The sequence below is a fragment of the Streptomyces sp. NPDC093801 genome, assembly GCF_040701585.1.
GTDB lineage: Bacteria > Actinomycetota > Actinomycetes > Streptomycetales > Streptomycetaceae > Streptomyces.
Genome location: NZ_JBFBDP010000016.1, coordinates 73,415 through 98,280 on the forward strand (window position 1 = coordinate 73,415; position 24,866 = coordinate 98,280).

Here is a 24,866-nt window from a genome sequence, read left to right on the forward strand (position 1 = left end):
GCTCGCCGGCCGCGCGTCAGGCGCCCGCGCGCTTCTCCATCGCCTGGGTGTAGAGGCGGCCCGCCCGGTACGAGGACCGGACCAGCGGGCCGGACATCACGCCGGAGAAGCCGATCTCCTCGGCCTCCTTCGCCAGCTCGACGAACTCGGCCGGCTTCACCCAGCGCTCCACGGGGTGGTGGCGCGGCGAGGGCCGCAGGTACTGGGTGATGGTGATGAGCTCGCAGCCGGCCGCGTGCAGCTCCTTGAGCGCCTCCGAGACCTCCTCGCGCTCCTCGCCCATGCCCAGGATCAGGTTGGACTTGGTGACGAGGCCGTAGGCGCGGGCCTGCCGGATCACGTCGAGCGAGCGCTCGTAGCGGAAGCCGGGGCGGATCCGCTTGAAGATCCGGGGGACGGTCTCGACGTTGTGCGCGAAGACCTCGGGGCGGGAGGCGAAGACCTCCTCCAGCAGCTCCGGGACCGCGTTGAAGTCGGGGGCCAGCAGCTCGACCTTGGTGTGGCCGCCCTCGCGGCCCGCCGTCTGCTGGTGGATCTGGCGCACGGTCTCCGCGTACAGCCAGGCGCCGCCGTCGGCCAGGTCGTCGCGGGCGACGCCGGTGATGGTGGCGTAGTTCAGGTCCATCGTGACCACGGACTCGCCGACGCGGCGGGGCTCGTCCCGGTCCAGGGCCTCGGGCTTGCCGGTGTCGATCTGGCAGAAGTCGCAGCGCCGGGTGCACTGGTCGCCGCCGATGAGGAACGTGGCCTCGCGGTCTTCCCAGCACTCGTAGATGTTCGGACAGCCGGCTTCCTGGCACACCGTGTGCAGCCCCTCGCCCTTCACGAGGTTCTGCATCTTCGTGTACTCGGGACCCATCTTCGCCCGGGTCTTGATCCACTCGGGCTTGCGCTCGATGGGGGTCTGGGCGTTACGGACCTCGAGGCGCAGCATCTTGCGTCCGTCGGGTGCGACTGCGGACACGACCGGCTCCCTGTGACTTCGATTCTTCGGCGCCCACCAGGGTACGCCCGTAATTCGTACGCTCTTACGTCCGGCCAACCGGGGGGCGGCAGGACACATTCCCGCGGCCGTCAGCCGGCGGCCGGCTCCGGCTCCCGCTCGATCTCGCGCGGCTTCGGCTCGGCGTGCTCCAGCACGTCCTTCAGGTGCCGTTCGACCACCGGCAGCACCTCCGCGATGGTGATCTCGCGGCCCAGCTCGTACGAGAGCGAGGTCACACCGGCGTCCCGGATCCCGCAGGGGATGATCCGGTCGAACCAGGTGCTGTCCGGGTTCACGTTGAAGGAGAAGCCGTGCATCGTGACGCCCTTGGCGACGCGGATGCCGATCGCGGCGAGCTTGCGGTCCTCGCGGCGCTGGCCGGCGTTGGACGGGGCGTACTCGGGGCCGTTGAGGCGGGCGTCGAACTCGTCGTCGCCGATCCGCGGGTCGAAGTCCAGGGAGAGGCCGCCGATCTTCGGGCGCTCCTCCACGGGGTCGCCGAGGACCCAGACGCCGGAGCGGCCCTCGACCCGGGTGGTCTCCACGCCGAACTCGGCCGCGGTGCGGATGAGGGCCTCCTCCAGACGGCGCACGTGGGCGACCACGTCGACCGGGCGGGGCAGCTTCATGATCGGGTAGCCGACCAGCTGGCCCGGGCCGTGCCAGGTGATCTTGCCGCCGCGGTCCACGTCGATGACGGGGGTGCCGTCGAGCGGGCGCTCGCTGGGGTCGGTGCGCCGCCCGGCGGTGTAGACCGGCTCGTGCTCCACCATCAGGCAGGTGTCGTCGATCTCGTCCGCGAAGCGGGCCGCGTGCACGCGGCGCTGCTCGTCCCAGGCCTCGGTGTACTCGACGGATTCCGGCCCGAAGCCCAGATGGACAAACCGAAGCTCAGTCACCGCAGCGCCTCCTCGTTGAACCTGCTGTGTGCACGTATCCGCACCGGTCCAAGAGTACGGCGGCCCGTGCGCGACCCCTCAGGGCCCCGGTCCGGGCACCCGGGGCCGGCGGACCACGGCGGCGCCACCCCTGGGGGAGGAAGGAGAACGGTCCGTAAAGAGCCCTACCCATTCTGCACACGATCGGATGAATGTGGGGCAGAGAGGGCGGCACAGCCGGAGTTGGCCGCTACATTCACGCCGTTCACAGGGCCGGGACCCCGGTCCGTCACGTACGGGAACCGTGGAGCCGATGACGGAACGACCTGCCCAGCGCGTCCCCAACCGGCAGCTCGCGGCGCTGATCGCGGAAGCCGGGTTCTCCAACGCCGGGCTCGCCCGCCGCGTCGACCAGCTGGGGCTGGAGCACGGGCTGGATCTGCGGTACGACAAGACCTCCGTGACCCGGTGGCTGCGCGGCCAGCAGCCCCGCGGCACCACCCCCGCGCTGATCGCGGAGGTCTTCACCCGGCGCCTCGGCCGCAGACTCTCGGCGCAGGACCTGGGCCTGGACGCGTGCGCGCCCGTGTACGCGGGGCTGGAGTTCGCCGCCACTCCCGAGGAGGCCGTGGACATCGCGAGCGGGCTGTGGCGCAAGGACTCCGGCTCGCACGCCGAGCTCCGCAAGATCGCCTTCACCCCGGCCGGGCTGGTGGTGCCGAGCCGGGACTGGCTGATCGGGCGGGCCGACGAGCGGGTGGGGCGCGGCGCGGACCCCGCCGCGCACCGGGTCCCCGCGCAGGGCCGCACCACGGTGCCCCGGCAGCGGCAGGTCGACCGCGGGCCCGGGCAGCGGGTCACCGGCGGGGACATCGCCGCACTGCGGTCGGTGAGCGAACTGTTCCGCACCCTGGACCACACCTACGGCGGCGGCCACGCCCGCCAGGCGCTGGTGCGCTACCTGGAGCACGAGGCCGAGCCGATGCTGCGCGGCACCTACGGGGAGACCACCGGGCGCCGGCTGTTCGCGGCCGCCGCCGACCTGACCCGGCTCGCGGGCTGGACCTCGTACGACATCGCCGCGCACGGGCTGGCCCAGCGGTACTTCGTCCAGGCCCTGCGGCTGGCGCAGGCCGCCGGGGACCGGCCGTACGGGTCGTACGTGCTGGTGACGATGAGCCGCCAGGCGGTCTACCTCGGCCACGGCCGGGAGGCGGTGCAGCTGGCCCGGGTCGCCCAGCAGGGCGTGGGCTCGGGCCCGCCGCCGGTGGTGCAGTCGCTGCTGCACGCGGCCGAGGCGCGGGGGCACGCGGTGCTGGGCGAGGTCCGGGCGGCGACGGCCTCGCTGGTGCGGGCCGAGCGGGCGCTGGGCGCGGCCCGGCCCGGGGACGACGTGCCGCACTGGGCGCGGGCCTTCGACGAGGCGCAGCTGGCGGACGAGTTCGGGCACTGCCACCGCGACCTCCAGCAGTACCGGGCCTCCGCCCAGCACGCGGAGCGCTCGCTCCAGCTGCGCTCGCCGGGGTACGCGCGCTCGCGGCTGTTCTGCCGGGTGGTGCTGGCGACGGCCCGGCTGGGGCTGGGCGAGCTGGACCAGGCGTGCGCGCTGGGGGCGGAGGCGGCGCAGCAGGCGAGCGAGATGCGGTCGGTGCGGGCGGTGGAGTACGTGCGCGACTTCGAGCGCCGGCTGGAGCCGTACCGGGACGCCTCGGCGGTCCGGACGTACCGGGACCGGATCTCGGCGCTGTCCTGATCCGGCCGGGGCCCGTGGATCGGCGGGCCCCGGCCGGGGCGGTCAGGCGGCTGCCGGGAGGACCGGCTCCGGGTGGCTCTGGAGGGGGATGCCGAAGTCGCGGAGCAGGGCCGTGGCGGCGCGGCGGGCGGAGTGCAGGGCGCCCTGGACGGTGTTGGAGTCGCGGTGGTCGCCGCAGACGTAGAGCCCGGCCAGGACGCGGACGGCCCGCTGCCGGTCGTGCGGCGGGGGCATGGCCGGGACGGCCTCGGGGGTGTGGTGGACGGCCAGGAGCTCCCAGTCGCGGGTCGGGGTGTCGTAGAGCCGGGCGAGGCGGGCCGCGACCGTGCGGGCGGGCGGCGGCGGGCCGTGCACGGTGGTGGTGACCAGGCTGCGTCCGGTGGGGGCCCGGGTGGGGTCGACGGCGCTCATCACGGTGGTGTGGGCGACGGGCCACTTGGGGTCGGCGTCCAGGAGCAGCGATCCGTCCCAGACCAGGGTCCCGGGGGTCGCGTGGTGGATGACGGTGACCTCGTGGAAGGCGGGCACCCGCAGTCCGGGGAGCAGTCCGGCGGCGGCGCGGGCGCCGGTGGCCAGCAGGACGGAGCGACAGCCGAAGTCGCCGTGCTCCTCGGTGGTGACCAGGTTGGTCGCCACCGACCGCACCCGGATGCCGGTCCGTACGGTGCCGGGCGGCAGGGCCGCGGCGAGGAGGTCGGGCAGGGCCGCCGCACCGCCCTCGGGGACCGCGAGGCGGCCCCGGGCGAAGGTGCGCAGCGCGAGGTCGGCGACGCGGCTGGAGGTGGTGAGGTCCGGGTCGCGCAGCAGGGCGGAGAGCAGGGGCCGCAGGATCCCGTTGACGGTGCGCGGCGGCAGGCCGCGGGAGCCGAGGGCGGCGTGGGCGGTGCGTTCGGGCCGGGCGAGGAGCCGGTCCGGGGGCAGCGCGGCGAGCCGGGCGAGGGCCGCGCTGAGCCGGGCCTGGTCGAGGGAGCCGCTGGCCAGGGCGCGGGCGGGGGTGAGGGCCCCGGCCCGCTGCCGCCTGCCGTCGGCGCCGTGCACCAGGACCCCGGGGGCGAAGGGGCGCAGGGTCAGGCCCGCGAGGCCCGGGGTGCGGGCGGGTTCGGTGTACGCGGTGTTGAGGAGCTGGCCGACCCGGTCGAGGCGGAAGCCGTCGGCCGAGGCGGTGGCCATGCGGCCGCCGGGGTCGTCGGCGGTCTCCAGGACGGTGACGCTGACCCCGGCGGCGATCAGGTGGTGCGCTGCCGCGAGTCCTGAGACTCCGGCTCCTACGATGACGACGTCGCTGCTGAGCACGTGCCCCTCCCCGAGGTCGGCGCGGCGGCTGTGTGGGGATCGTTCTTCCCCCAACGGACTCCGGGAGAACCCGAGTCCGGCGCGGTATTGCGCACAACTCCGGTCGCACGACGGTCGCATGCGGGTCACAACCGGTCGCACATGGACGCCGGATGCGCCCGGACCAGCGCCTCGGCCCCGCAGCCCGGGCCGGCGGTCCGGTCGCCGCGCGCGACGACGGCCGGACGGGGACCGGACCGACGGCCGGGCCGGCGGTCAGGCCAACGCGGCCCGGAGCGCCTCCTCGATACCGGGGTGGGCGAAGGTGAACCCGGCCTGCAACAGCCGTGCCGGCCTCACCCGCTGACTGCCCAGCACGTCCTGGGAGAACTCCCCGAGCGCCACGCGGAGCACGGGCGCCGGGACCGCGCACAGGGTCGGCCGGTGCAGCACGCGGCCCATGGCGGCGGTGACCTCGCGGTTGGTCAGCGGCTCGGGGGCGGTGAGGTTGAACGGCCCGGACAGGCCGGGGGTCTCGATCAGGAACCGCAGGGCGGCGACCTCGTCCCGCAGCGAGATGTACGACCAGTACTGCCGCCCGTCGCCGAGACGGCCGCCGATCCCGGCCCGGAAGACGGGGAACAGCCGCCCCCAGGCGCCGCCCTCGGCGGAGACCACCAGTCCGGTCCGGGCGAACACGGTCCGGATCCCGGCGTCCCGCGCGGGGGCGGCGGCGGCCTCCCACGCGACGCAGACGGAGGGCAGGAACCCGGTGCCGGCGGGAGCCGACTCGTCGACGGCCCTCGCCCCCGTGTCGCCGTAGTACCCGACGGCCGACCCGCACACGAGCACGCCGGGCCGGGTGTCCATGGCGGCCACCGCCCGGGAGAGGGCCGCGGTCCCGAGCACCCGGCTGTCGCGGATCTCCCTCTTGTACGCGTCCGTCCACCGGTGGTCCCCGACCCCGGCCCCCGCGAGGTGCACGACGGCGTCACAGCCGCGCAGCCCGACGGGGTCGACGTAGCCGCTCCCGGGATCCCACCGCGCCTCGTCCGGTGCGGCCGGCGCGCGCCGGACGAAGCGGACGGTGTCGTGGCCGTCGGCGTGGAGGGAGCGGACGAGGGCCTTGCCGATGAGTCCGGAGGCTCCGGTGATGGCGATGCGCATGGGGGCAGTGTCCTCTTTTCGACGTGGCGCCCGCAGGGAACGGCGCCGGGCGCCTCCCCGGACCGGCAGGGTCAGCCGCCGCCGAGCCAGGTGCCCGCCGCGTAGGTGACCGCCATCGCCAGGCCGCCGCCCAGCACGTTGCGCAGGACCGCCCGGGGCACCGGAGCCCCGCCCAGCCGCGCGCTCACCACCCCGCACAGCGTCAGCGCCCCCAGCACCGCCACCACCGTCACCGGGACCCGGGCCGAGGCCTCCGGCAGGACGATGGCCAGCAACGGGAGCATCGCCCCCACCGTGAAGGCGACCAGGCTGGCGAAGGCCGCGTGCCACGGGTTCGCCAGCTCGTCCGGCTCGATCCCCAGCTCCACCCGCGCGTGCGCCCTCAGCGCGTCCCGCTCCGTCAGCTGCTCGGCGGCCTCCCGGGCCACCTCCCGGCTCAGCCCCCGCCCGGCCAGCAGCTCCGTCAGCTCGGCCAGCTCCGCCTCCGGGTCCTGCGCCAGTTCCTGCCGTTCCAGGTCGAGCGCCGCCCGCTCCGAGTCCCGCTGCGAGCTGACCGACACGTACTCCCCCACCGCCATCGACAGCGAGCCCGCCAGCAGCCCGGCCACCCCGGCGGTCAGGATCTCCGTGCGCGAGGTGGTCGCGCCGGCCACGCCCACCACCAGGCCGGCCGTGGAGATGATCCCGTCGTTGGCGCCGAGCACCCCGGCCCGCAGCCAGTTCAGCCGGGTGCTGATCGCCGCGCTCTGCGTCTGCGTCACGGCACCACTCTCGCGGCCCCCGCCCGCCCCGGCCAGCCCGCCGGGGCCACCCGGCGTGCGCCGCCCGGTACCCCGTACCAGGGTGGAGGGGTGAGACGACGGGCGAGAGGCGAACGGGAAGAGCCCGGCGGGCTGCACGGGGCGCCGCCGCCCCGCTGGGCCCGGATCGCGCCCGTGGCCGCGCTGGCGGCGCTCTGCGCCGCCCAGTGGACCACCGCCACCGCCGAGCTCGGCTACTTCCTGGCGGCCCTGCCCGCCGTGGCCGCCTTCGCCTACGGGGCCGTCGGCACCGCCGCCTTCGCCGTCGTGGTGCTGATCCTGCTCGGCGTCCCCCAGCTCGGTGTCGGGCACGCCCGCGGCACCGACCTGGCCACCGTGGCCACCGTCGGCCTGCTCAGCGTGATCATCGCCCTGGTGCGGCGGCGCCGGGACGCCCAGCTGGTCAGCGTCCGGACCGTCGCCGAGGCCGCCCAGCTCGCGGTGCTGCCGCCGGTCCCCGCACGGGTGGGCGGGGTCAACTGCTCGGGGCTGTACCGGGCGGCCCAGCGGGGCACCCTGGTCGGCGGCGACCTGTACGACGTACGGGCCGGGCCGTACGGGGTCCGGGCGGTGGTCGGGGACGTCCAGGGGCACGGGCTGGCCGCCGTCGGCACGGTGGCCTCGCTGCTCGGCGCCTTCCGGGAGGCGGTGCTGGACGACGCGGGGCTGGCGGCGGTCGCGGTCCGGCTGGACCGGCGGCTGACGGCCGACGCGGCGGCGGACTCGGTGGCGCACCCGGAGCTGTTCGCGACGGCCGTGCTGCTGGAGTTCCCGCCCGGACTGGACCTCGTGCGGGTCGTGTCGTGCGGGCACCCCCCGGTCCTGCTGCTGCGGGACCTCACGGTCTCCGAGGTGACCGCGGAGCCCGGCCCGCCGCTGGGCCTGGGCCTGGCCGGGCCCGCCCTCCCCGAGGTCGCCGAACTGCCGCTGCTGCCGGGCGACCGGCTGCTCGCGCACACCGACGGGGTGACGGAGGCGCGCGACGCGGCCGGCTGCTTCTACCCGCTGGCCACCCGGGTCCCGGTCCTGGCGGCCGATCCCGCGGGCCTGGTTCCGGCGCTGTGGCAGGACCTCGCGGCCTTCAGCGGGGGCGGCCCGCGCGACGACGTGGCCCTGCTGCTGCTGTCGCCCGATCAGCGGTTGTCCGGCGGTCCGGGGCGCCACTAGGTTCCGGGGCCATGCACTGAGCGTCCTCGTGCCGACACCCGTAGGAGCTGCCATGTCCATGCCCATGCTGGTGATCAAGGGAACCTTCCGGGCGAAGGGCTTCGAACCGGACGGTGACACCGTCAACTTCACCCCCGACAACGTGGCCGACTGGAGACTCGTGCCCGGGGCCAGACCCGTCGTACCGAGGTGGGACGGCAGCGCCTCGATCCGGCTGGAGGGCATCGACGCCCTGGAGACCCACTACGGCGACGAGAAGTCGCCGTCGGGCGTGCAGCACCAACCCCTGCCCCTGGCACACGCGGCCATGCAGGAGCTCCTGAAGCAGATCGGCTTCACCGGCTTCGACCGGGACGACAAGGACCGGGAAAGGATCAGCAGCACCACCCCCGAGGCCGTGGACGGCTACATCCTCACCCGTGGCGCCGACGTCTTCGGCCGGTGCGTCGCCCTGGTCGGCCACAGGTCCCAGCCGGCCCCCAACGGCTACGCGGTCGAGGTCGACGAGCGGATGCTGGTGAAAACCGCCAACTACCAGCTGCTCAAGGCCGGCTTGGTCTACCCGACCTACTACAGCGAGTTCCCCGAGCTCCTGCGCGCCTCCCTCACCGCCGCTGCCGCGGCCGCGGCAGCGGCGCCGGAGCCGGGCAAGAGCGTCTGGGAAAAGGACGTGACCACCACCGGCGTGAAGGTCACCGGACTGCAGTCCCTCACGGCCGACGACGGGGCGGTGATCCTGCCGAAGCTCTTCCGCCGGCTGAAGGACTACCTGGACCTGAACCCGTCGGACCCCTCCCTGTCGTGCTTCCGCGCCTATCTGGCGGGGGCGGCGGAGGACCACTTCTACCTCCAGGGGAAGCCCGAGGTCTTCAGGGGCATGCACCACGTCGTCGAGGTCGACGGCGACACCGTGCGGATGACGCACAAGCCGCAGGAGATCGTCTTCGTGGAGAAGTGAACGGGACGACGGCCGGCCCGCCGCCGGAGCGGCCGGCCGGCCGTCGCAGCACCCGTGCCTCAGCCGGCGTTCGCGACGATGAAGGCGCGGACCATCCGGCAGGTGAGGTTGGACGGCCGGTGGATCCCCACCCGGACGGCCATCGTCCGTATCTTGCGGTTGGTGGCGCGCTTGGCGTCGTACGTCCCCGTGTCGAGCAGGGAGATCGCCAGCCTCATCGCCTTCAGGCGGCGGTTGTGGTTCTCGTACCACTCGCGGGGCAGCCCCGCCGGCAGCGGCATCTTCTTGGGCATCACCAAGCTCGCGGCAGCGGCCATCTACAGCCTCCCAAACGGTAGTTGGCTTCCTGTCGTTCTCCCTCGATTTTACCGGGGGGCACTGACAAAAGCCCTGGCCGGACGGGATCTGGCTAGGCTTGCGGGCATGGAGATCTGGATCAACCCCGCCTGTTCGAAGTGCCGCAGCGCGCTGACCCTGCTGGACGCGGAGGGCGCCGAGTACACCGTGCGCCGCTACCTGGAGGACGTCCCCTCCGAGGCCGAGATCCGCGAGGTCCTGGACCGCCTCGGCCTGGAGCCGTGGGACATCACGCGCACCTCCGACCCCCTGGCGAAGGAGACCGGCGTACGGGACCTCCCGCGCGAGGCGACGGAGGCGGCCCGCGCCCGCTGGACCGCCCACCTGGCGGCGCACCCGAAGCTGATCCAGCGCCCGATCATCACCGCCGAGGACGGCACCGCGGTCGTGGCCCGCTCCGAGGAAGCGGTCCGCGAGGCCCTGTCCCGCAAGGGGTGACCTGCCGCCGTCCGGGCGGAGTCGCGGCAGCGGGCGCGCTCGGACGGAGGGGGGCGGGGCGGGCCATCCGGGCGCGGCGGCGGGACCGTACGGCATGGCGGGCCGCGGCGGCGGGCGCCGCGGGGGATGCTGGGGGTTCCCGCGGCAGGAGAGGTCGGCCCGTGAGCGATACGAGCCCTCAGGCGGCCCGGACCCGGCCGAGGCCGGCATCCGCCGCGACGGACGCGGACCTTCCCGCCCCCGGGGTCATCGGCATCGGACTCGCCGCGGTGCTGACGTTCGCGCTGGCCCAGGGGTCGTGGCAGTGGTTCGCCACGTTCATCGGGGTGACGCTCCTCGCGGTGATGCTCGCCTTCCAGCGACGGGCGAGGTGGTCGCCGGATCTGCGGTCGGCGTACCTGCGGGGACTCGTCGCGTACGCACTGATCGTCGGCCTGTGCGTGGCGATCGCCCTCGCGCCGCTGCTCCAGCGCCAGGCCTGGCTGTTCCCGATGCCGGGCGCCCGCAGCGACTGCAAGCTGGTGGGCCGCTACCAGGCCCTGGCGACGGAGGCCGCGCTGGGCGCCCTCGCCGGCCACGACGGCACGGCCCTGGCGTACGTACGGGACACCCAGTCCCGCAAGGCGGTCGACGAGTGCCTCTCGGCCACGACGACGCTCTGGCTCCCGCTGTACGGGGTGGGGGTGGCGGTCCTGGTCGGAACCGGAGCCTGGTTCCGCGACCGGGGGCGGGCACGGGAACGGGAACGGGAAGCGGACCGGGGCCGGCCGACGGGGGCGTCATAGCCAGCCGAGCTCGGCGAGCACTTCGGCGGCGGCCTCGTCGGCCGAGCGCGTGGTGACGTCGACGGCGAAGTCGTCGACTGCGGCCCGTTCCAGGATCCCGGCCAGTTCACCGGCCCTGGCCAGGTGCCATTGCAGCGCCTCGGGCTCGTTCTCGTGGCGGCGCGCCAGGCGCTCGCGGACCACGGGCGGATCGGCCTGGAGGCGGCACACCGAGAGCTCGGCGCCGATCGCCTCGCCGCACAGCTCGCGACCCTCCAGGTCCTCGACCACACCGGCGACGACCAGCCGGACGGCCCCGGCGGCACGGTAGTTGCCGGAGACGCTGCGGAGGTTCCTCAGCATCATGCGGAAGTTGAAGGGGTCCTGCGAGGACGCCGGCCAGGACTGGCACAGCCAGTCGAGGTCGATGACGGCGTGGGGCACACCGGCGTCGGCGAGGAGACCGCCCACGCTCTCGGCCACCGTCGTCTTGCCGACACCGACGGTGCCGTTGATCAGGAGGGCACGGGGTTCGAGAGCGCATTCGATCATGCACGTGACTGTATGGCCCAGCCCCCGCCGCGGGGATCACAGCCCCGGACGGGTCGCGGGCGCCGGGGCGGGAGGAGCACGCAGCGGTCTGGCGCGCGAGGGCGGTCCCGGTCCGCCCTTCACGTCGCCCCCACCTCTCACCCCGTAGGGTGGACCCGACACCAAAGGGACAAACAGCACCAAAAGACGCTCCACTGCAAGGACCCCCCACCGTGACCGACCACCACCCCCAACAGCCCCGGCAGCCCCACGACGCCACGCCCGCCCCCGCATCCGTCCCCATCCCCCTCCCTCCGCCCCGACGCGGGGCCGACTGGATGTTCGGCGGGGTGTACGGGACCGTGCTGGCCAGTGGGCTGCTGGCCGCGCTCGATCAGCAGGGCGGGGAGTACACCCCCCTCTACGACGCCAGTTGGGTGCTCGTCACCGCCGCCGCGGCCGGGCTCGCGCACGGGTACTCGCACCACATGGCCAGCCACCGGGACGGCTCGGCGGCGCACCGGTGGCGGTTGCTGGTGCGGGCGCTGTGGAACGAGTGGCCGATGATCGCGGCCACCCTGCCCACCGTGCTCCTGCTGGTCCTCGCCGGGATCGCGCACTGGGAGTCGTACGGGGTGACGGCCGTCGGGCTCGGACTGAACACCGCGCTGCTCTTCGCCTGGGGTTCCCTGGTGGCGGTCCGGGTCGGCTACCGGCTCACGACGGCACTGCTGATCGGCCTGGCCGACGGCACGATCGGCCTGGCCATCATCGTCGCCAACGCCCTCATCAAGTAGCCGGCCGCCGCGCCGGGCGGCGGCCGGACCCCTCAGGCGACGGGTGCGGCGACCTCCGACCCGCTCAGCCGGGCCTCCGCCTCCGCCAGGACCTCCGTCAGCCGGGCCCCGAACTCCGCCCCGCGCGGGTCCGGTACGCCCGTGCGGGCGGCGGTGAGGACGGCGTCCAGGGCGCGTCCGTACGCGCCGGGCACGTCACTCCAGTCGGGCAGCCTGAAGACGCCCTCGGCCCCGCGCAGCTCCAGGCCCACCCCGGCCGCCGCGCGCGGCGCGCCCAGGCTGAGGACGGCCGTGCTGGCCGCCCCGGAGGCGTGCCGCAGCGCGAGCTGCACCAGGTCGGACGGGCCCCGGCCGGCCGTGACGGCGGTGACGTCGCCGAGGATCGGGATCAGGACGGACAGGGCGTGCGGGCCGACGTCCCACAGTCCGCCCTTGGCCTTGCGCCAGGGCGAGTCGGCGTAGGCGCTGGGCTCGCCGGCGGGCGGGAAGACCGCGCCGAGCCAGTGCGCGGAGGCGGTGAACCAGCCGCTGCGCCCGGCCTGTTCGAGGACCCACCCGGCGGTGGGTTCGGCGAAGCGGAGGGTCAGGAAGACGACGGAGGCGACCCCGTGCGCGGCGGCGGCGTCGGCCACGGCGCGGGCGTCCGCGACGGTCGTGGCGACGGGCTTGTCGAGCAGCAGGTGGCAGCCGGCCGCGGCGGCGCGTACGGCGAGGGGGGCCTGGACGTCCGGCGGCAGGGCGAAGGCCACCACGTCGCAGTCCGCGAAGAGCGCGTCGGGGTCTTCGTACACCTTCACGCCGTGCGCTCCGGCGAGCTCGGCCGCCGCTTCGGGGCGGCGGCCCCATACGCCGGTGAAGTCGGAGCCGGCGTGGGCGGCGAGGGCGGGGGCGTGGGTGCGGCGGGCCCAGGGGCCCGTGCCCAGCAGGCCGACGCGGGGGCGGCGGTTCCCGGAGGCCCGCTCGGAGCCCCCACCGGAAGAGTTCAAATCGTACGAAATGCTCACCTGCTCAGTCTGCCCCACCCGGACGGGCGTGCGGCCGTCGACCCGCACAAGCCACCCGACCTGCGGCGCAAACCCCCGTAACGGGGTCTCGGACCACGGCGCGTCGGTCCGCATCCCGTGGCAGGTGGAGAAGGACGGCAAGGGGTACATCGAGGACGGCCTGGTCCGACCCGGGCCGCGGCGCACTGTCAGTGCCGCCTGCCACCCTGGGGGCATGAACCCCGTCACCACGCGGCCGGCTCCCGTCGGGCCGACGATCCGCGTCCACACCGAGTCCGACGAGTCCCACGACCTGCACGGCTCCGAGGCCGTGGAGTTCCCCGTGGAGGAGGTGGAACCGCTCGACCCGGAGGTGGAGGAGGAGCTGGCCGAGGCCGTGCGGGGGTGGCTGCTCTGCGGGTACGAGGGCCGGGCGCAGCTCACCGAGGACGCCGAGGAGTACCTGGTGGACGGCGACGAGCGGCCGGTGTCACGGGCCCAGGCCGCGCAGCCGGTCGACCGGCTGTGGCGGGAGCGGGTCGCCGAGCAGGCCGGCTGGGTGGACGAGACCGACCCGGAGCGGCTGGCCCGGGCCTTCGGCGTGCTCGACGCGGCGGGGATCACCGCGCGGGAGAACTTCACCTGCTGCCGCAGCTGCGGCCTCGGGGAGATATGGGCCGCCGGCGCGGAGGACGCGCGGGGGTTCGTCTTCTTCCACGCGCAGGGCACCGAGGGCGCGGCCGCGGGCGGGGACCTCTTCCTGCTGTACGGGGGCTTCGAGCCGGACGAGGCGCTGACCGCGTCCGTGGGGCGTGAGGTGGTGGCGGCGCTGGAGGGCGCGGGGCTGGCGTGGACGTGGAACGGATCCGCCCACGATGCGATACGGGTGACCGGACTGGACTGGCGGAAGCGGCTTTGCTCCTGACGGTTTGTCGGGATTGTTGCGGCCTGACGAAGGCTTGACGGCGGAATATGAGATTCCGATCCACGGAGTGAGACGAAGCCTGCCTCGGGCCCGTTGTTTCTGCTTCAATGGCGCCCATGGCCAGCCACTCGTACACCCCGACAGGTCGCAGCGACCTGGAGCCGTTCTGGCCGTCCCGTCAGGACCACGATTTCGACCGGGTGTGTCGCCGCGCCGAGAACGCGCCGGCCCTCTAAAGCCTTCCGGGACCTCTCACCAGACCCGCCCGGGGCCTTCGGTCTGCGCGGTACGCAACGACTACGTGCACACGCACACGTGCCCATGCACACGTACGTCTTCTGCCGACCACTCCGCGTGAAAGAGCTGACCACTCATGGCGAACACCCGCTCCCTCGCTTCCGCCGCCTCCGCTGCGACCTCCACTCCCCAGGCCTTCCCGCCCGCGCGCCACCGGCTGCGGGCCGTGGAGCGGGACGAGGTGGCCCGGGTGGTGGACCTGCTCCCGCCGGGCGCCACCTGGCTGCCCGCGCCCCAGCACGCCGTTCCCGCGCTGCCGGGCCGGCCGCCGATGGTCGGCTACCTGGTCCTCGTACCGGCCGACCAGCAGCCGGTCGCCTTCGCCCCGCAGTCCGTTCCCGTACCGGGGCCGGTCCCGCCCGTCCAGCCTGCGGCCCCGTCCTCGACGACGACCGGAGACGCCCTCGTGCGGATCGACACCGCGCGGCGCACGGCGGAGGTCGACGGCGAGCCGATGGACCTCACCTACCTGGAGTTCGAGCTGCTCGCCCATCTGGTGGCCCACCCGCACCGGGTGCACAGCCGGGACCAGCTGGTGACGACGGTGTGGGGCTACGGCCACGTCGGCGACGGCCGGACGGTCGACGTCCACATCGCCCGCCTGCGCCGCAAGCTGGGCGCGGCGCACCGCGGCGCGATCCAGACCGTCCGCCGCGTGGGGTACAAGTACACGCCGTGACCGGGCGGCGGCGGGCCCGGGCGCACAGCGGTGCGCCCGGGCCCGCCGCCGTCGCTAGGCGGCCCGGGCCGCCCGCCTGCGGGCGACGAGGCCGAGGGCCGCGTCCACCACGAGGAAGGCCAGCAGGCTGATCCCCAGCAGCGGGACGAACCATCCGACCAGCGCGGTCACGCAGGCGACCGGCAGCAGTACGGTCACCGGCAGCCTGCGCCAGGCCCCGCGCGGCTGGGCGCGGCCGACCGAGAGGGTGCGCTCCTTGGTGGGCCGGCGCATCCACCACATCCGGTAGCCCCAGACGATCAGGAACATCACCGCGACGGCGAGCGCGGCCAGCGCGATCTGGTTGGCGATCCCGAAGGTCAGACCCATGTGCAGGTCGATGCCGAACCGGGTCAGCTTCGCGAGCAGCGGGTAGTCGGCGAAGCGGAGCTCGTCCATGACCCGGCCGTCGGCGGGGTCGACGGCGACCGCGTCCAGGTGCACCGGCAGGGTCTTGTCTGCCTCCTTGACCACGTAGCCCTTGCCCTTGGCGGGCAGGGTGACGCGCAGGCTCTCGGTGACGCCGGCGGCCCGGGCGGCGGCGACGGCCTTGTCGATGCCCATGTCGGCGGCGGGCATCGGCATGGACATCTCCGTGCCGTCGGGCATGACGTGCCCGGCGTGCTCGTCGCCGCCGTCGGCGGCTCCGGCGCCCGGCTTCAGCGTGGCGGCGACGGAGGGGGTGGCCCCGCCGAGCCGGTCCTGGAGCTCCCCGATGTTCTCACCGGCGTACTTCGACCAGGTGAGGCCGGTCGCGGAGAGGCCGACGAGGCCGACGGCGGCCCAGAGGCCGATGCTGCCGTGCCAGGACAGGGTCTTGCGGCGGCCGGTGGCCTTGCGGTCGGGAAGGACCAGCGCGGCCCTGCGGGTGCGGCGGCGGCCGATCCACAGGGCGAGGCCGCCCAGGGTGACCACCCAGAGCCAGCTGGCGGCGAGTTCGCTGTAGTTCCGGCCGAACTCCCCGAGCTGGAGGCTGGCGTGGAACTCGCTCAGCCAGGCCCGCAGGGGCAGCGCGTCACCGCTGGTGGTGAGCTGCCCGCGGACCTCGGCGGTGTAGGGGTCGACGAAGACGGTGCGGGTCTCGCCCTCCGGCAGGCCCGGATCCTCCATGATCACCCGGGTGGTGGCGTCGGCCTCGGGCGCGGGCCACACGCCGACGACCTTGCCCTGCGGCTCGGCTGACTTGGCGGCCTTCACCTGGGTGCTGAGGGGGACGGCGGCCTCGCCGACCCGGTCGACGGTCAGTTCGTGGGAGTAGAGGATGCGCTCGGCCTGCCAGGATCCGGCGTACAGCAGGCCGGTGGCGGCGGCGAGGAAGAGGACCGGGGCGATGAGCAGCCCGGCGTAGAAGTGCAGGCGCAGGAGCAGCGGCCGCAGGGCGGCCCAGCCGCCGGGGCGGCCTGCTCCGGTGTTCTCGGGCGCGGATGCGGTGTCGGCGTCCCGCGCGGGGGCGTCCGTGAGGTCGTCAAGGGACATGTCGGTCCTGGGTTCGGTGGAACGGAGGATCGGCCCCCGGCTCCGCCGCGCCCTCACCGAAGGAGGGTGCGCCGGTCAGACGGCGCGGGCAGGAAGCGGCCGGGGGGCCGTGGTGCGGGTGTTCCACCGGAGGGGCGGGCCGCGGCGGACGGCCGTGTGGGCGTGCACGGCTCCGCGCAGGCGGCGCGGCCGCTCGTACGAGGGGCGCTGCGCGGGCGGGCCGGGCACGGGGACCGGCCGGGTGCGGAGCAGGGCGAGGACGCGGGCGAGCGGCCGGGCGGCCAGCAGGGCGGTGGCCCCGAGGGCCCCGGCCAGCCGGAACACGGCGGCCTCGCCCCGGGCGAGCCAGAGGGCGCAGAACAGGCCGGCGAGCAGGTGCGCGGCGACCATCCCGAGGCCGCCGTGCCCGGCCGTGCCGAGCAGATCGGCGAGAGCGCCGCCGATGCCGTCGGGCATCGCGGACATCGAGCCGGTCCCGTCGGCCATGCCGGTCACGGAGCCCAGCCCGTCGGCCACACCGGAGGCGTGGACCATTCCGGAATGCGCCATGCCGGAGTGGGCCGTCCCGGCCGCGGAACCCAGACCGTCCGCCATACCCGAGGCGTGGACCATCCCGGCGTCGGCCATCCCGGTCGCGGAACCCAGGCCGTCCGCCATACCCGAGGCGTGGACCATCCCGGCGTCGGCCATCCCGGTCGCGGAACCCAGGCCGTCGGCCATGCCGGAGGCGTCGGCCATCCCGGTCGCGGAACCCAGACCGTCGGCCATACCGGAGGCATCGGCCATCCCGGTCGCGGAACCCAGGCCGTCGGCCATACCGGAGGCGGGGGGCATCCCGGTCGCGGAACCCAGGCCGTCGGCCATGCCGGAGGCGTGGGGCATCCCGGAGTGGGGCGGGCCCGTGCCGGAGGCGGCCGGGCCGGCGGGGTGCGCCATGACGGCCGGGTCGTGCGGCCCCGCGGCGCGGGCCGCCCGGGCACCGTCCGCCGCGCCGGAGGCGGGGGTCGTCCCGCCGCCGACGGCGGGGTGCGTCCCCGACGGACCGGTGCCCATGGGCACGCCCGGCACCGGGTGGTGATCCGCCATCGGGGCGGAGCCGTGGCCCTGGCCGGCGGAGAACGCGAGGTGCAGCCCCGCCTGTACCGCCAGCAGCGCCGCCGTGATGCCCAGCGGGCCGCGGCGACGGCCAGCGGCCGTCCAGGCGAGGGCGGCGGTCACCGCGAAGGCCCCCAGGAGCAGGCCCGGGGGGATACCGGTGCCCGACATGTGCGCGTGCCCCACGGCGGCCAGCGCCACGCAGACCGCCGCGAACATCGCGGCGCGCGGGGCGCGCATCGGCACGCGGGGGCGGGATTCAGGCATGTCCCGGTCATGCTCTCACGGGGCCCGGCGCCGTGCGCTCCAGGGCCGTATCCGATCATGGACGGGTGAATCGACTGCTGCGGTCATGGTCCTCGCTCCCCCTGGGCCCGCTGGGCGCGCTCTACACCGGCGGGGTCCAGCTCGGGGCCCACGCCCTGGGGCGGCTGGCCCCGGCCGACCGGGAGCGGATGCTGCGCGACTGCTCGACCAACGTCGACAACCTCGACGGCGGCCGCTGGGAGACCCTGCTGAGCAGCGCGCTCGTCGTCGAGGAGCCGATGCCGCTGCCGTACGCCCTGCTGCTGGTCGCGGTGCTCGGCTACGCGGAGTACGCGTACGGGGCCTGGTGGACGGCCGCGGTCTTCCTCTTCGGGCACGCCTCGGCGACGCTCCTCGTCTACGGGGTGCTGCGCCGCACGGCCGACCGTGAGACCCGCCGGGCCCTGGACGTCGGCACGAGCTACGGGTTCAACGCCGTCCTCGGCGCGCTGACCTCGGCCCTGCCGCGCGGGGCCGTGCGCACGACGGCCCGGGCCGGGCTGCTGGCGCTCGCGGTGCGGCCGGTGCTGCGGCGGGAGCGGACCTTCACCGACGCCGGGCACCTCGTGGCGCTGGGTCTCGGGATCGGGGTCTCGTTCGCCGTCGATTGTCTTTCCGGATCAAACCATCGGAAAATCGCTCATATCTGAGCATGGGTGCGACAGCGGCCGCCACCGCGTCGCGCCCACGTACGACCCGCACGACCGCTTGACACGAGTCACCTCACCCCGCCGGGCCGGGCCTTCCCGCCCCGCGCGCAGAAAAGAGCCGGAGCCGCCACGATGACCGCCACGCCCTCGACCACCGTCGCCAACCTCCGGGACCTCGGTGGCACCCCGCTCGCCGGCGGCCGCACCGTCCGTCCGGGGCTTGTCCTGCGCTCGGGCGCCCTCGACCGGCTCGACCTCGACGCCGACCCGGCGGTGGCCGCGCTGGGCCTGCGCACCGTCATCGACCTGCGCAGCGACGCCGAGCGCGCCGACCACCCGGACCTGATACCGGACGGCGTCCGCCTGCTGGTGCGCGACGTCCTGGCGGACAAGATCAGCGACGGCCGGATGCCCGCCGCCTCGCAGCTCAAGGACCTCCTCGCCGACCCGGCGGTGGCCGAGGAGCACCTGGGCGGGGGCAGGGCACAGGTCCTGTTCGGCTCGGTCTACCGGTCCTTCGTCGCCACCGGCTCCGCACACGCCGCGTACCGCACGCTGCTGACCGAGGCCGCCGACGCACAGGCGGGCCCGCTGCTGTTCCACTGCACGGCCGGCAAGGACCGTACGGGCTGGGGTGCGACGGTGCTGCTGTCGCTGCTCGGCGCCGACGACGACACCCTGATGGGCGAGTACCTGTCGGTGAACCCGGCGGTGAAGGCGGCCTTCGCCCCGATGATCGAGGGCTTCACCGTCGCCGGCGGGGACCCGGACATCGCGCTGGCGCTGATCGGGGTGTTCCCCGCGTACCTGGAGGCCGGCCTGGACGAGGTCCGGGTCCGCTACGGGTCGATGGAGAAGTACGTCCGCGAGGGCCTGGGCGTCCCGGACGAGACGGTCGCGGCCCTGCGCGCCCGGCTCGTCGCCTGACCGGCCGGAGCGGCCGGAGCGGCCGGAGCGGCCGGAGCGGCCGGAGCGGCCCGTGGTCCGACCGGCCGAACCGGCCCGGCGTCACGCCCGGAGCGCCCGGTTCGTCCGAACGTGTGCGCTGGTGCGGGTGACCATCCCACCATTCGCTCGTTCTGCTGAACGTGACTGCGCCGGATACCGCCACCCGCCCCCTGCCCCCCGACGTCGAGCAGGCCGAGGCCGCCATCGTCGAGCACTACCCGCGGCTGGTGCGGCTCGCCTACCTGGTGCTGCCACCCGCCCTCGGGCGCAACCGGCGGGTGCTCACCGCCCACTCGCTGACCCAGCGCGCCCTGCCGCGCGGGCGGCGGGCCGCCGACGCCGGGGCGGTGCAGGGCGGGGTGCCGGCGCAGCGGGACGGCCTGGGCGGGGCCGATTCCGGATACGGGTACGTGCGGCTGCGCGTGCTGCGCTCCGCCCTGGAGGCGGGGGTGCCGCTGACCTTCCGGGCGCTTCCGCTGCGCGGGCAGCTGCCCGCGCTGCTGCCTCAGGTGTGGGGGCTGCGGCTGTTCCCGCGGGCGGGCGGGGCCGAGGAGCTGGCCCTGGACCAGTGGCTGGCCACGCTGAACGGCCCCGGCCGGGCGGCGTGCGTCCTGCGGGCGCTGGAGGGGCTGGCGGAGCCGGACGTGCTGCGGGTGCTCGCCGAGGCCGGGGTGGCCGACCCGGCGGCGGCGGTAGCGGAGTCCGGGGACCCGGCGCACGACGCCCTGTTCGCCTCCCCCGAGTTCGACCCGTGCGTGCTCCAGGCCCGGCCCACCGACCTGCTGCGCCGCCGGCGCCTCGCGCGGGCGGCCGTGGCCGGGGCGGCCGCCCTCGCGGTGTGCGGGGCGCTGCTGGCGATCCCGGGCGGCGGCTGGGGCGCGGACGGGCCCGCCGCCCCGCCGTACGCGCGCAACGCGGTGGCGGAGCAGGCCCTGGACCCCGGCCAGCTGGTGCGGGTCGCACCGACGGTGTGGCGCACGTCCTCCCGTACGGACTACTCCGCGTGGCCGGCGCGCGGCGACCGGGCCGGGGACACCGCGCTGCTGCGGCGGGCGCTGGCCGTGTGGGCCCGCCCCGGCGCGTCGGTGGTGGTCTCGGCCACCCCCGGCACCCCGTCGGGGCCGCCGATGGGTCCGCCCCAGCTGCTGTTCGCGGGCACCGTCGACCAGGCGGTGGTGGTGCTCCTGTACGACGGGCTGCGCGTGGTGCGGTACGCCGAGCCGCGCAACGGGACGGCCGGCGCGGCCCTGGACTTCGCGCGGACCGACGGGGCGACGGCGGACACCGCGACCGCGCTGGTGCTCAGCCGGGTCGACGGCAACGTCCGCTATCTGACGGCCCCCTGGGTGACCGCGGCCGCCGTGCGCGACCTGCTGAAGCCCGGTGACGGGCCGTCCGCGCTGAAGCTCGGCCCGGACGGGCTCACCCCGCCGGTCCTGGGTCCCGCGGCGAACGGCGAGTGCACCGGCTGGAACGCGCTGGCCCTGACCGGCGACGGGGCCACCCGGCTGGTCACCGACCTGGGCGAGCTGACCCCGGCCCGGCTGACCTCGGGCGCACCGGGTGCCGCGCGGGACGTGACGGAGGCGGCGGAGCTCGGCGAGTGGTCGAAGACCGCGTGCCTGCTGCCGTCGGTGCGCTCGCACGGGGTGCGTTCCGTCAACGCGTGGACGTACGCGAAGCAGCCGCTGCCGGAGGGCGACGGGGCGGCGACCTGGCTGTGCAGCCGGGCGGAGACCTGGCGGGGGACGGCGGACCGGGTGCAGGTCCAGTTCCTCGCTCCCGGGGCCGCGCTGGCGGCGCAGGCGGCCAAGGCGGAGGGCTCCCCGGCGTGCGGGGCCCGGGAGCCGCGGGTGCTGGCCGGGGTGCTGTGGAAGTCCCGGGCGGGGCAGTGGTACGTCCTGGCGGCGGGCAGCGCGCAGTTCGCCTCCGTGACGGCGACGGGCGGCGGGGTGAACGGCAGCGCGAACGGCAACCGGCTGGCCGTGAAGGCGCCGGAGGGCGCCCAGGTGGACCTGTCGGGGAAGCTGACGGACGGGAGCAGGGCCGGGGCGCTCCGCTAGTTCCACGGGCCCGCAGGGCTGGGGGGAGGCGCGTGCGCCGCCGAGGGAGCGCCGATTCGGTGGTGCCGAGGGGTTTTCCTCGACCGTACCCCTCAGTACATTGACGCCATGTCTAATACGCCGCTCGTGCCCGCCCCCGTGGCGTCGGAACACATGGACCTCCATGCGCGGAACGTCTCCTTCTCCTGGGACGGCACCCCGCTGCACTGGCTGCCCGGCGAGCCCTTCGCCGGGCACACCATCAACGTGCTGCACCTGCTGCTGCCCGCCGGCGAGCACTGGTTCGTGCACGTCTACAAGCAGGTGCTCCCGCACATCACGGACGAGCGGCTGCGGGCGGACGTCCTCGGGTTCATCGGGCAGGAGGCCATGCACGCCGCCGCCCACGACGACGTGCTCCCCCACCTCAAGCGCCTCGGCCTGGACCCGACCCCCTACACGGCGCAGGTCGACTGGCTCTTCGAGAAGCTCCTCGGCGACCGCACCCTGCCGCCCGGCCGGGCCCGGAAGTGGTGGCTGATGGAGCGCGTCGCGATGATCGCGGCGATCGAGCACTACACGGCCTTCCTCGGCGACTGGGTGCTCAACGCGCGGGAACTGGACCGGCGCGGCGCCGACCCGATGATGCTGGACCTGCTGCGCTGGCACGGAGCCGAGGAGGTCGAGCACCGCTCCGTGGCCTTCGACCTCTTCATGCACGTGGACGGCAGCTACCGCCGCCGGGCCCGGACCTGGGCCACCGCCTTCACCGCCCTGGTCTTCCTCTGGCAGCGCGGCGCCCGCTTCTTCATGGAGAACGACCCCCTGCGGCCCGGCGCCAAGGCCTCCCTCGGCCAGTTCGTCCGGGCGGGCCGCAAGGGGGTCCTCCCCTCGACGGGGGCGATGGCCCGGTCGATCCCCACCTACCTCTCGCGCACCTACCACCCCTCCCAGGAGGGTTCCACCGCCCAGGCGGTGGCCTACCTGGCCTCCTCCCCCGGCGCCAACGGCGGGGTGCGGCCGTGAGGCGGGCCCTGGCCGTGACGGCGGTGGCGGGAGCCGCCGTGCTGACCCGGCGGGCGCTGCGCAGGCGCATCGGCCGCTCCCCCCTGTGGCCGCTCCCCGCCCTGGAGGACCCGGTCTCGGGCCACTCCCCGCGCCGCTGGCTGCGCACCCGGATCGTCTCGCGCACGGAGCCGGCCGAGGGGGTGCTCCGGCTGGTGCTGGAATCCGACGAGCTGCCCGCCTGGACCCCGGGCGCCCACGTCGACGTACGGCTGCCGTCGGGGCTGGTGCGCCAGTACTCGTTGTGCGGGGACCCGGCCGACTCCGGCCGCTACACGATCGCGGTCCGGCTGGTCGAGGACGGGCGCGGGGGCTCCCGCGAGGCGCACGCCCAGCTGGTGGAGGGCGCCGAACCGGACGTGCGGGCGCCGCGCAACAGGTTCCCGCTGCTGCCCGCCCCCGCCTACGCCTTCGTCGCCGGCGGCATCGGGATCACCCCGGTCCTGCCCATGCTCCGCGCCGCGACGGCGGCGGGCGCCGACTGGACCCTCCTGTACGGGGGCCGTTCGCGCGCCTCGATGCCGTTCCTTCCCGAACTCGCCGTCTACGGGGACCGGGTGACGGTCGTCGCGCAGGACGAGGCGGGCCTGCCCGACCTGGCCCCGCTGGCCGGGCTCCGGCCGGGGACCCTGGTCTACTGCTGCGGGCCGGACCCGCTGATGCGGGCGGTGCGGGAGGCGGCCCCCGACCCGTCGGCGGTGCACCTGGAGCGGTTCGGCGCGGCGGTCACCGGCCCCGCGCGGGCCTTCACCGCCGAACTCGCGCGCTCGGGCCGCGTGGTGGAGGTCGCGGCCGGCGAGTCGGCCCTGAGCGCGGTGCGCCGGGTCCTGCCCGACACCCCCTACTCCTGCGAGCAGGGCTTCTGCGGGACCTGCCGGCACCGGGTCCTGGCGGGCGCGGTCGACCACCGCGACGACCTCCTGACGGACGAGGAGCGCGCGGAGTCGATGCTGCTGTGCGTCTCCCGCGCCGCCTCGGACCGGATCACGCTGGACCTGTAGCCGCCGACCGCCCCGCCCCGTCGCTCCGTTCGGCCCGGACGGGCCGTCGAAGTAGGGTGTCGGCATGACGACCGGGGTGCGGCGCAGGATGGGTGTCGAGGAGCGGCGGCAGCAGCTGATCGGGGTTGCCCTGGAGCTGTTCAGCCACCGCTCCCCCGACGACGTGTCGATCGACGAGATCGCGGCGGCGGCCGGGATATCCCGGCCGCTGGTCTACCACTACTTCCCCGGCAAGCTGAGCCTGTACGAGGCCGCGCTGCGGCGGGCCGCCGACGAGCTGGCCGAGCGGTTCGTCGAGCCGCAGGACGGTCCGCTCGGGGCCCGGCTGCTGCGGGTGATGGGCCGCTACTTCGCGTTCGTCGACGAACACGGGCCCGGATTCTCGGCGTTGCTGCGCGGCGGTCCGCCCGCGGGCAGCAGCCGGGCCAACGCGATGATCGACGAGGTGCGGCAGGCGGCGTACGAGCAGATCCTGCTGCACATCGGCGTCCAGCACCCCCCGGCCCGCCTGGAGCTCGTGGTGCGGTCCTGGGTGTCGCTGGCCGAGTCGACGGCGCTGCTGTGGCTGGACGGGCGGCGGATCCCGCGGGCCGAACTGGAGCTCCAGCTGGTGCACGACTTCGCGGCGCTGGCCGCCGTGAGCGCGGCGTACGACGCGGAGATGGCGGGGATCCTCGTACGGATCCTGGCGGGCGAGCCGGCCGACGGGCCGTTCGGTGAGCTGGTCGGGAGGCTGGCGGCCCTGGTGCCGGGGCCGCGCGAGGACGGGTGAGCGTTCCCCGCGGGCTTCCGGGGGCGGGTGGGACCGGGCCGCGCGGCTGGCGATAATGCCCGCGTGATCATTGACGACGGGATCGTGTTCCGGGCGGCCGAGGAGAAGGACGCCGGAATCCTGGTGAAGCTGTACGACCAGGCCGCCCGGTGGATGCGCAAGCAGGGCATCGACCAGTGGAAGCCGGGCGAGAAGGACGCCGCGCACTTCCGCGCGAAGATGCGCGACGGGGAGGTGTGGCTCGCCGCGGACCCCGACGGACAGGTGGTCGGGGCGTACGAACTGTGGTGGTCCGACGAGGAGGCCTGGGGGGTCCAGCCGCCGGTCGCGGGCTATGTGCACCGGCTGATGGTGGACCGTGAGACGGCCGCTCCGGGCGCGGGGCTGCGGATCCTCGAACACGCCGAGCGGCGGATCGCCCGGACCGGGCGGGAGCGGGCGCGGCTGGACTGCGTGTCCACGAACCCGCGGCTGCTGGCGTACTACCAGGGCGCGGGCTACCGGGTGGTGGGGGAGTTCCCGTCGAAGCAGGGCCAGGACGGCCGGGTGTACGGCGTGATCCTGCTGGAGCGGCGCCTGGACGTCTGAGGCGGTCGGCAGGGGGCGGCACGGCACGGCCGCGGGCCGCAAGCCCGCCGCGCACGCCATGCCGGGGCGGCTCTCGGCCGTCCGCACGGGGACCGGTTGCCCGGCTTCCCGGCCCGCCGGTACTGATGGTCGC

General features: G+C 75.2%; 24 protein-coding genes and 1 pseudogene. 15 read left to right on the forward strand and 10 right to left on the reverse strand.

The features are described from left to right. Positions 1-16: 16 nt before the first annotated feature. Complete coding sequence (gene lipA, locus AB0469_RS19950; RefSeq protein WP_366452724.1) at positions 17-964, reverse strand: lipoyl synthase; 948 nt, start codon at positions 962-964, stop codon at positions 17-19. Between the two features lie 110 nt (positions 965-1,074). Further along, positions 1,075-1,884 (reverse strand): lipoyl(octanoyl) transferase LipB, encoded by an 810-nt coding sequence (lipB, locus tag AB0469_RS19955; protein ID WP_366452725.1) that lies wholly within the window; start codon positions 1,882-1,884, stop codon positions 1,075-1,077. Positions 1,885-2,176: 292 nt separating this feature from the next. Here lipB and AB0469_RS19960 point away from each other — a divergent pair, with 292 nt between their 5' ends. Then, positions 2,177-3,616 (forward strand): regulator, encoded by a 1,440-nt coding sequence (locus AB0469_RS19960; RefSeq protein WP_366452726.1) that lies wholly within the window; start codon positions 2,177-2,179, stop codon positions 3,614-3,616. Positions 3,617-3,658: 42 nt separating this feature from the next. Here the strand turns inward: AB0469_RS19960 and AB0469_RS19965 are convergent, their stop codons facing one another. From AB0469_RS19965 to AB0469_RS19975, 3 genes are all read right to left on the reverse strand, one after another. After that, positions 3,659-4,909 carry an FAD-dependent oxidoreductase gene (locus AB0469_RS19965; protein WP_366452727.1) on the reverse strand — a complete coding sequence of 417 codons (1,251 nt, stop codon included), beginning with the start codon at positions 4,907-4,909 and terminating at the stop codon, positions 3,659-3,661. Between the two features lie 255 nt (positions 4,910-5,164). After that, on the reverse strand, positions 5,165-6,055 hold the full coding sequence (locus AB0469_RS19970) for a TIGR01777 family oxidoreductase (RefSeq protein WP_366452728.1): 891 nt from the start codon (positions 6,053-6,055) through the stop codon (positions 5,165-5,167). A 71-nt stretch (positions 6,056-6,126) separates the two neighbouring features. Then, positions 6,127-6,816 (reverse strand): VIT family protein, encoded by a 690-nt coding sequence (locus AB0469_RS19975; protein ID WP_366452729.1) that lies wholly within the window; start codon positions 6,814-6,816, stop codon positions 6,127-6,129. Positions 6,817-6,906: 90 nt separating this feature from the next. Here AB0469_RS19975 and AB0469_RS19980 point away from each other — a divergent pair, with 90 nt between their 5' ends. Together AB0469_RS19980 and AB0469_RS19985 are read left to right on the forward strand one after the other, a co-directional pair. Further along, positions 6,907-8,022, forward strand: coding sequence for a PP2C family protein-serine/threonine phosphatase (locus AB0469_RS19980; protein WP_366452730.1), 1,116 nt, complete (start codon positions 6,907-6,909; stop codon positions 8,020-8,022). A gap of 52 nt (positions 8,023-8,074) precedes the next feature. Next, on the forward strand, positions 8,075-8,980 hold the full coding sequence (locus tag AB0469_RS19985) for a nuclease (RefSeq protein ID WP_366452731.1): 906 nt from the start codon (positions 8,075-8,077) through the stop codon (positions 8,978-8,980). Between the two features lie 59 nt (positions 8,981-9,039). Here AB0469_RS19985 and AB0469_RS19990 read toward each other — a convergent pair whose 3' ends face one another. Beyond that, positions 9,040-9,297, reverse strand: coding sequence for a hypothetical protein (locus tag AB0469_RS19990; RefSeq protein WP_366452732.1), 258 nt, complete (start codon positions 9,295-9,297; stop codon positions 9,040-9,042). 106 nt (positions 9,298-9,403) lie between these two features. Between AB0469_RS19990 and AB0469_RS19995 the strand changes: the two genes are divergently transcribed. Together AB0469_RS19995 and AB0469_RS20000 are read left to right on the forward strand one after the other, a co-directional pair. Next, positions 9,404-9,775: an ArsC/Spx/MgsR family protein gene (locus tag AB0469_RS19995; RefSeq protein ID WP_366452733.1), complete on the forward strand. Its 372-nt coding sequence runs from the start codon at positions 9,404-9,406 to the stop codon at positions 9,773-9,775. A 161-nt stretch (positions 9,776-9,936) separates the two neighbouring features. Continuing rightward, positions 9,937-10,560: a hypothetical protein gene (locus AB0469_RS20000; RefSeq protein ID WP_366452734.1), complete on the forward strand. Its 624-nt coding sequence runs from the start codon at positions 9,937-9,939 to the stop codon at positions 10,558-10,560. Here the strand turns inward: AB0469_RS20000 and AB0469_RS20005 are convergent. Then, positions 10,555-11,091: an AAA family ATPase gene (locus AB0469_RS20005; protein WP_366452735.1), complete on the reverse strand. Its 537-nt coding sequence runs from the start codon at positions 11,089-11,091 to the stop codon at positions 10,555-10,557. The genes AB0469_RS20000 and AB0469_RS20005 overlap by 6 nt on opposite strands. Before the next feature lie 212 nt (positions 11,092-11,303). Between AB0469_RS20005 and AB0469_RS20010 the strand changes: the two genes are divergently transcribed. Continuing rightward, positions 11,304-11,867 (forward strand): hypothetical protein, encoded by a 564-nt coding sequence (locus AB0469_RS20010; RefSeq protein WP_366452736.1) that lies wholly within the window; start codon positions 11,304-11,306, stop codon positions 11,865-11,867. A 32-nt stretch (positions 11,868-11,899) separates the two neighbouring features. Here the strand turns inward: AB0469_RS20010 and AB0469_RS20015 are convergent, their stop codons facing one another. After that, positions 11,900-12,865, reverse strand: coding sequence for a Gfo/Idh/MocA family oxidoreductase (locus AB0469_RS20015; protein WP_366452836.1), 966 nt, complete (start codon positions 12,863-12,865; stop codon positions 11,900-11,902). 424 nt (positions 12,866-13,289) lie between these two features. Between AB0469_RS20015 and AB0469_RS20020 the strand changes: the two are divergent. Both AB0469_RS20020 and AB0469_RS20025 read left to right on the forward strand, forming a co-directional pair. Further along, positions 13,290-13,775 (forward strand): annotated as a pseudogene (locus AB0469_RS20020) (hypothetical protein); the annotation flags it as partial. Positions 13,776-14,148: 373 nt separating this feature from the next. Beyond that, positions 14,149-14,751: a winged helix-turn-helix domain-containing protein gene (locus tag AB0469_RS20025; protein WP_366452737.1), complete on the forward strand. Its 603-nt coding sequence runs from the start codon at positions 14,149-14,151 to the stop codon at positions 14,749-14,751. Between the two features lie 54 nt (positions 14,752-14,805). Here the strand turns inward: AB0469_RS20025 and AB0469_RS20030 are convergent, their stop codons facing one another. Both AB0469_RS20030 and AB0469_RS20035 read right to left on the reverse strand, forming a co-directional pair. Next, a complete protein-coding gene (locus AB0469_RS20030; RefSeq protein WP_366452738.1) occupies positions 14,806-16,266 on the reverse strand; it encodes a PepSY domain-containing protein in 1,461 nt (486 codons plus the stop codon). Positions 16,267-16,341: 75 nt separating this feature from the next. Next, the gene (locus tag AB0469_RS20035) at positions 16,342-17,628 is read right to left on the reverse strand and encodes a hypothetical protein (protein ID WP_366452739.1); all 1,287 of its coding nucleotides are present in this window, start codon (positions 17,626-17,628) and stop codon (positions 16,342-16,344) included. A 65-nt stretch (positions 17,629-17,693) separates the two neighbouring features. Between AB0469_RS20035 and AB0469_RS20040 the strand changes: the two genes are divergently transcribed. The 7 genes from AB0469_RS20040 to AB0469_RS20070 all read left to right on the forward strand — a co-directional run bounded on the left by AB0469_RS20040 (position 17,694) and on the right by AB0469_RS20070 (position 24,733). Further along, positions 17,694-18,317, forward strand: coding sequence for a rhomboid-like protein (locus AB0469_RS20040; RefSeq protein WP_366452740.1), 624 nt, complete (start codon positions 17,694-17,696; stop codon positions 18,315-18,317). Positions 18,318-18,449: 132 nt separating this feature from the next. Then, positions 18,450-19,244 carry a tyrosine-protein phosphatase gene (locus AB0469_RS20045; protein ID WP_366452741.1) on the forward strand — a complete coding sequence of 265 codons (795 nt, stop codon included), beginning with the start codon at positions 18,450-18,452 and terminating at the stop codon, positions 19,242-19,244. A gap of 161 nt (positions 19,245-19,405) precedes the next feature. Beyond that, positions 19,406-21,328 (forward strand): hypothetical protein, encoded by a 1,923-nt coding sequence (locus tag AB0469_RS20050; RefSeq protein ID WP_366452742.1) that lies wholly within the window; start codon positions 19,406-19,408, stop codon positions 21,326-21,328. A 108-nt stretch (positions 21,329-21,436) separates the two neighbouring features. After that, the gene (locus AB0469_RS20055) at positions 21,437-22,333 is read left to right on the forward strand and encodes a metal-dependent hydrolase (protein ID WP_366452743.1); all 897 of its coding nucleotides are present in this window, start codon (positions 21,437-21,439) and stop codon (positions 22,331-22,333) included. Continuing rightward, complete coding sequence (locus AB0469_RS20060) at positions 22,330-23,373, forward strand: PDR/VanB family oxidoreductase (protein WP_366452744.1); 1,044 nt, start codon at positions 22,330-22,332, stop codon at positions 23,371-23,373. The genes AB0469_RS20055 and AB0469_RS20060 overlap by 4 nt, the downstream gene beginning before the upstream one ends. Before the next feature lie 64 nt (positions 23,374-23,437). After that, entirely contained in the window at positions 23,438-24,145 is a 708-nt protein-coding gene (locus AB0469_RS20065; protein ID WP_366452745.1) for a TetR/AcrR family transcriptional regulator, read from the forward strand. 63 nt (positions 24,146-24,208) lie between these two features. Then, a complete protein-coding gene (locus AB0469_RS20070; RefSeq protein WP_042817530.1) occupies positions 24,209-24,733 on the forward strand; it encodes a GNAT family N-acetyltransferase in 525 nt (174 codons plus the stop codon). The last annotated feature ends 133 nt before the right edge of the window (positions 24,734-24,866 follow it).

Coding starts and splice junctions, on each gene's coding strand:
- AB0469_RS19990 (WP_366452732.1), bottom strand. CDS start 9,297: ATGGCCGCTGCCGCGAGCTTGGTGATGCCCAAGAAGATGCCGCTGCCG.
- AB0469_RS20045 (WP_366452741.1), top strand. CDS start 18,450: ATGACCGCCACGCCCTCGACCACCGTCGCCAACCTCCGGGACCTCGGT.
- AB0469_RS20055 (WP_366452743.1), top strand. CDS start 21,437: ATGTCTAATACGCCGCTCGTGCCCGCCCCCGTGGCGTCGGAACACATG.
- AB0469_RS19960 (WP_366452726.1), top strand. CDS start 2,177: ATGACGGAACGACCTGCCCAGCGCGTCCCCAACCGGCAGCTCGCGGCG.
- AB0469_RS19995 (WP_366452733.1), top strand. CDS start 9,404: ATGGAGATCTGGATCAACCCCGCCTGTTCGAAGTGCCGCAGCGCGCTG.
- AB0469_RS20035 (WP_366452739.1), bottom strand. CDS start 17,628: ATGCCTGAATCCCGCCCCCGCGTGCCGATGCGCGCCCCGCGCGCCGCG.
- AB0469_RS19985 (WP_366452731.1), top strand. CDS start 8,075: ATGTCCATGCCCATGCTGGTGATCAAGGGAACCTTCCGGGCGAAGGGC.
- AB0469_RS19970 (WP_366452728.1), bottom strand. CDS start 6,055: ATGCGCATCGCCATCACCGGAGCCTCCGGACTCATCGGCAAGGCCCTC.
- AB0469_RS20025 (WP_366452737.1), top strand. CDS start 14,149: ATGGCGAACACCCGCTCCCTCGCTTCCGCCGCCTCCGCTGCGACCTCC.
- AB0469_RS20005 (WP_366452735.1), bottom strand. CDS start 11,091: ATGATCGAATGCGCTCTCGAACCCCGTGCCCTCCTGATCAACGGCACC.
- AB0469_RS20030 (WP_366452738.1), bottom strand. CDS start 16,266: ATGTCCCTTGACGACCTCACGGACGCCCCCGCGCGGGACGCCGACACC.
- AB0469_RS20065 (WP_366452745.1), top strand. CDS start 23,438: ATGACGACCGGGGTGCGGCGCAGGATGGGTGTCGAGGAGCGGCGGCAG.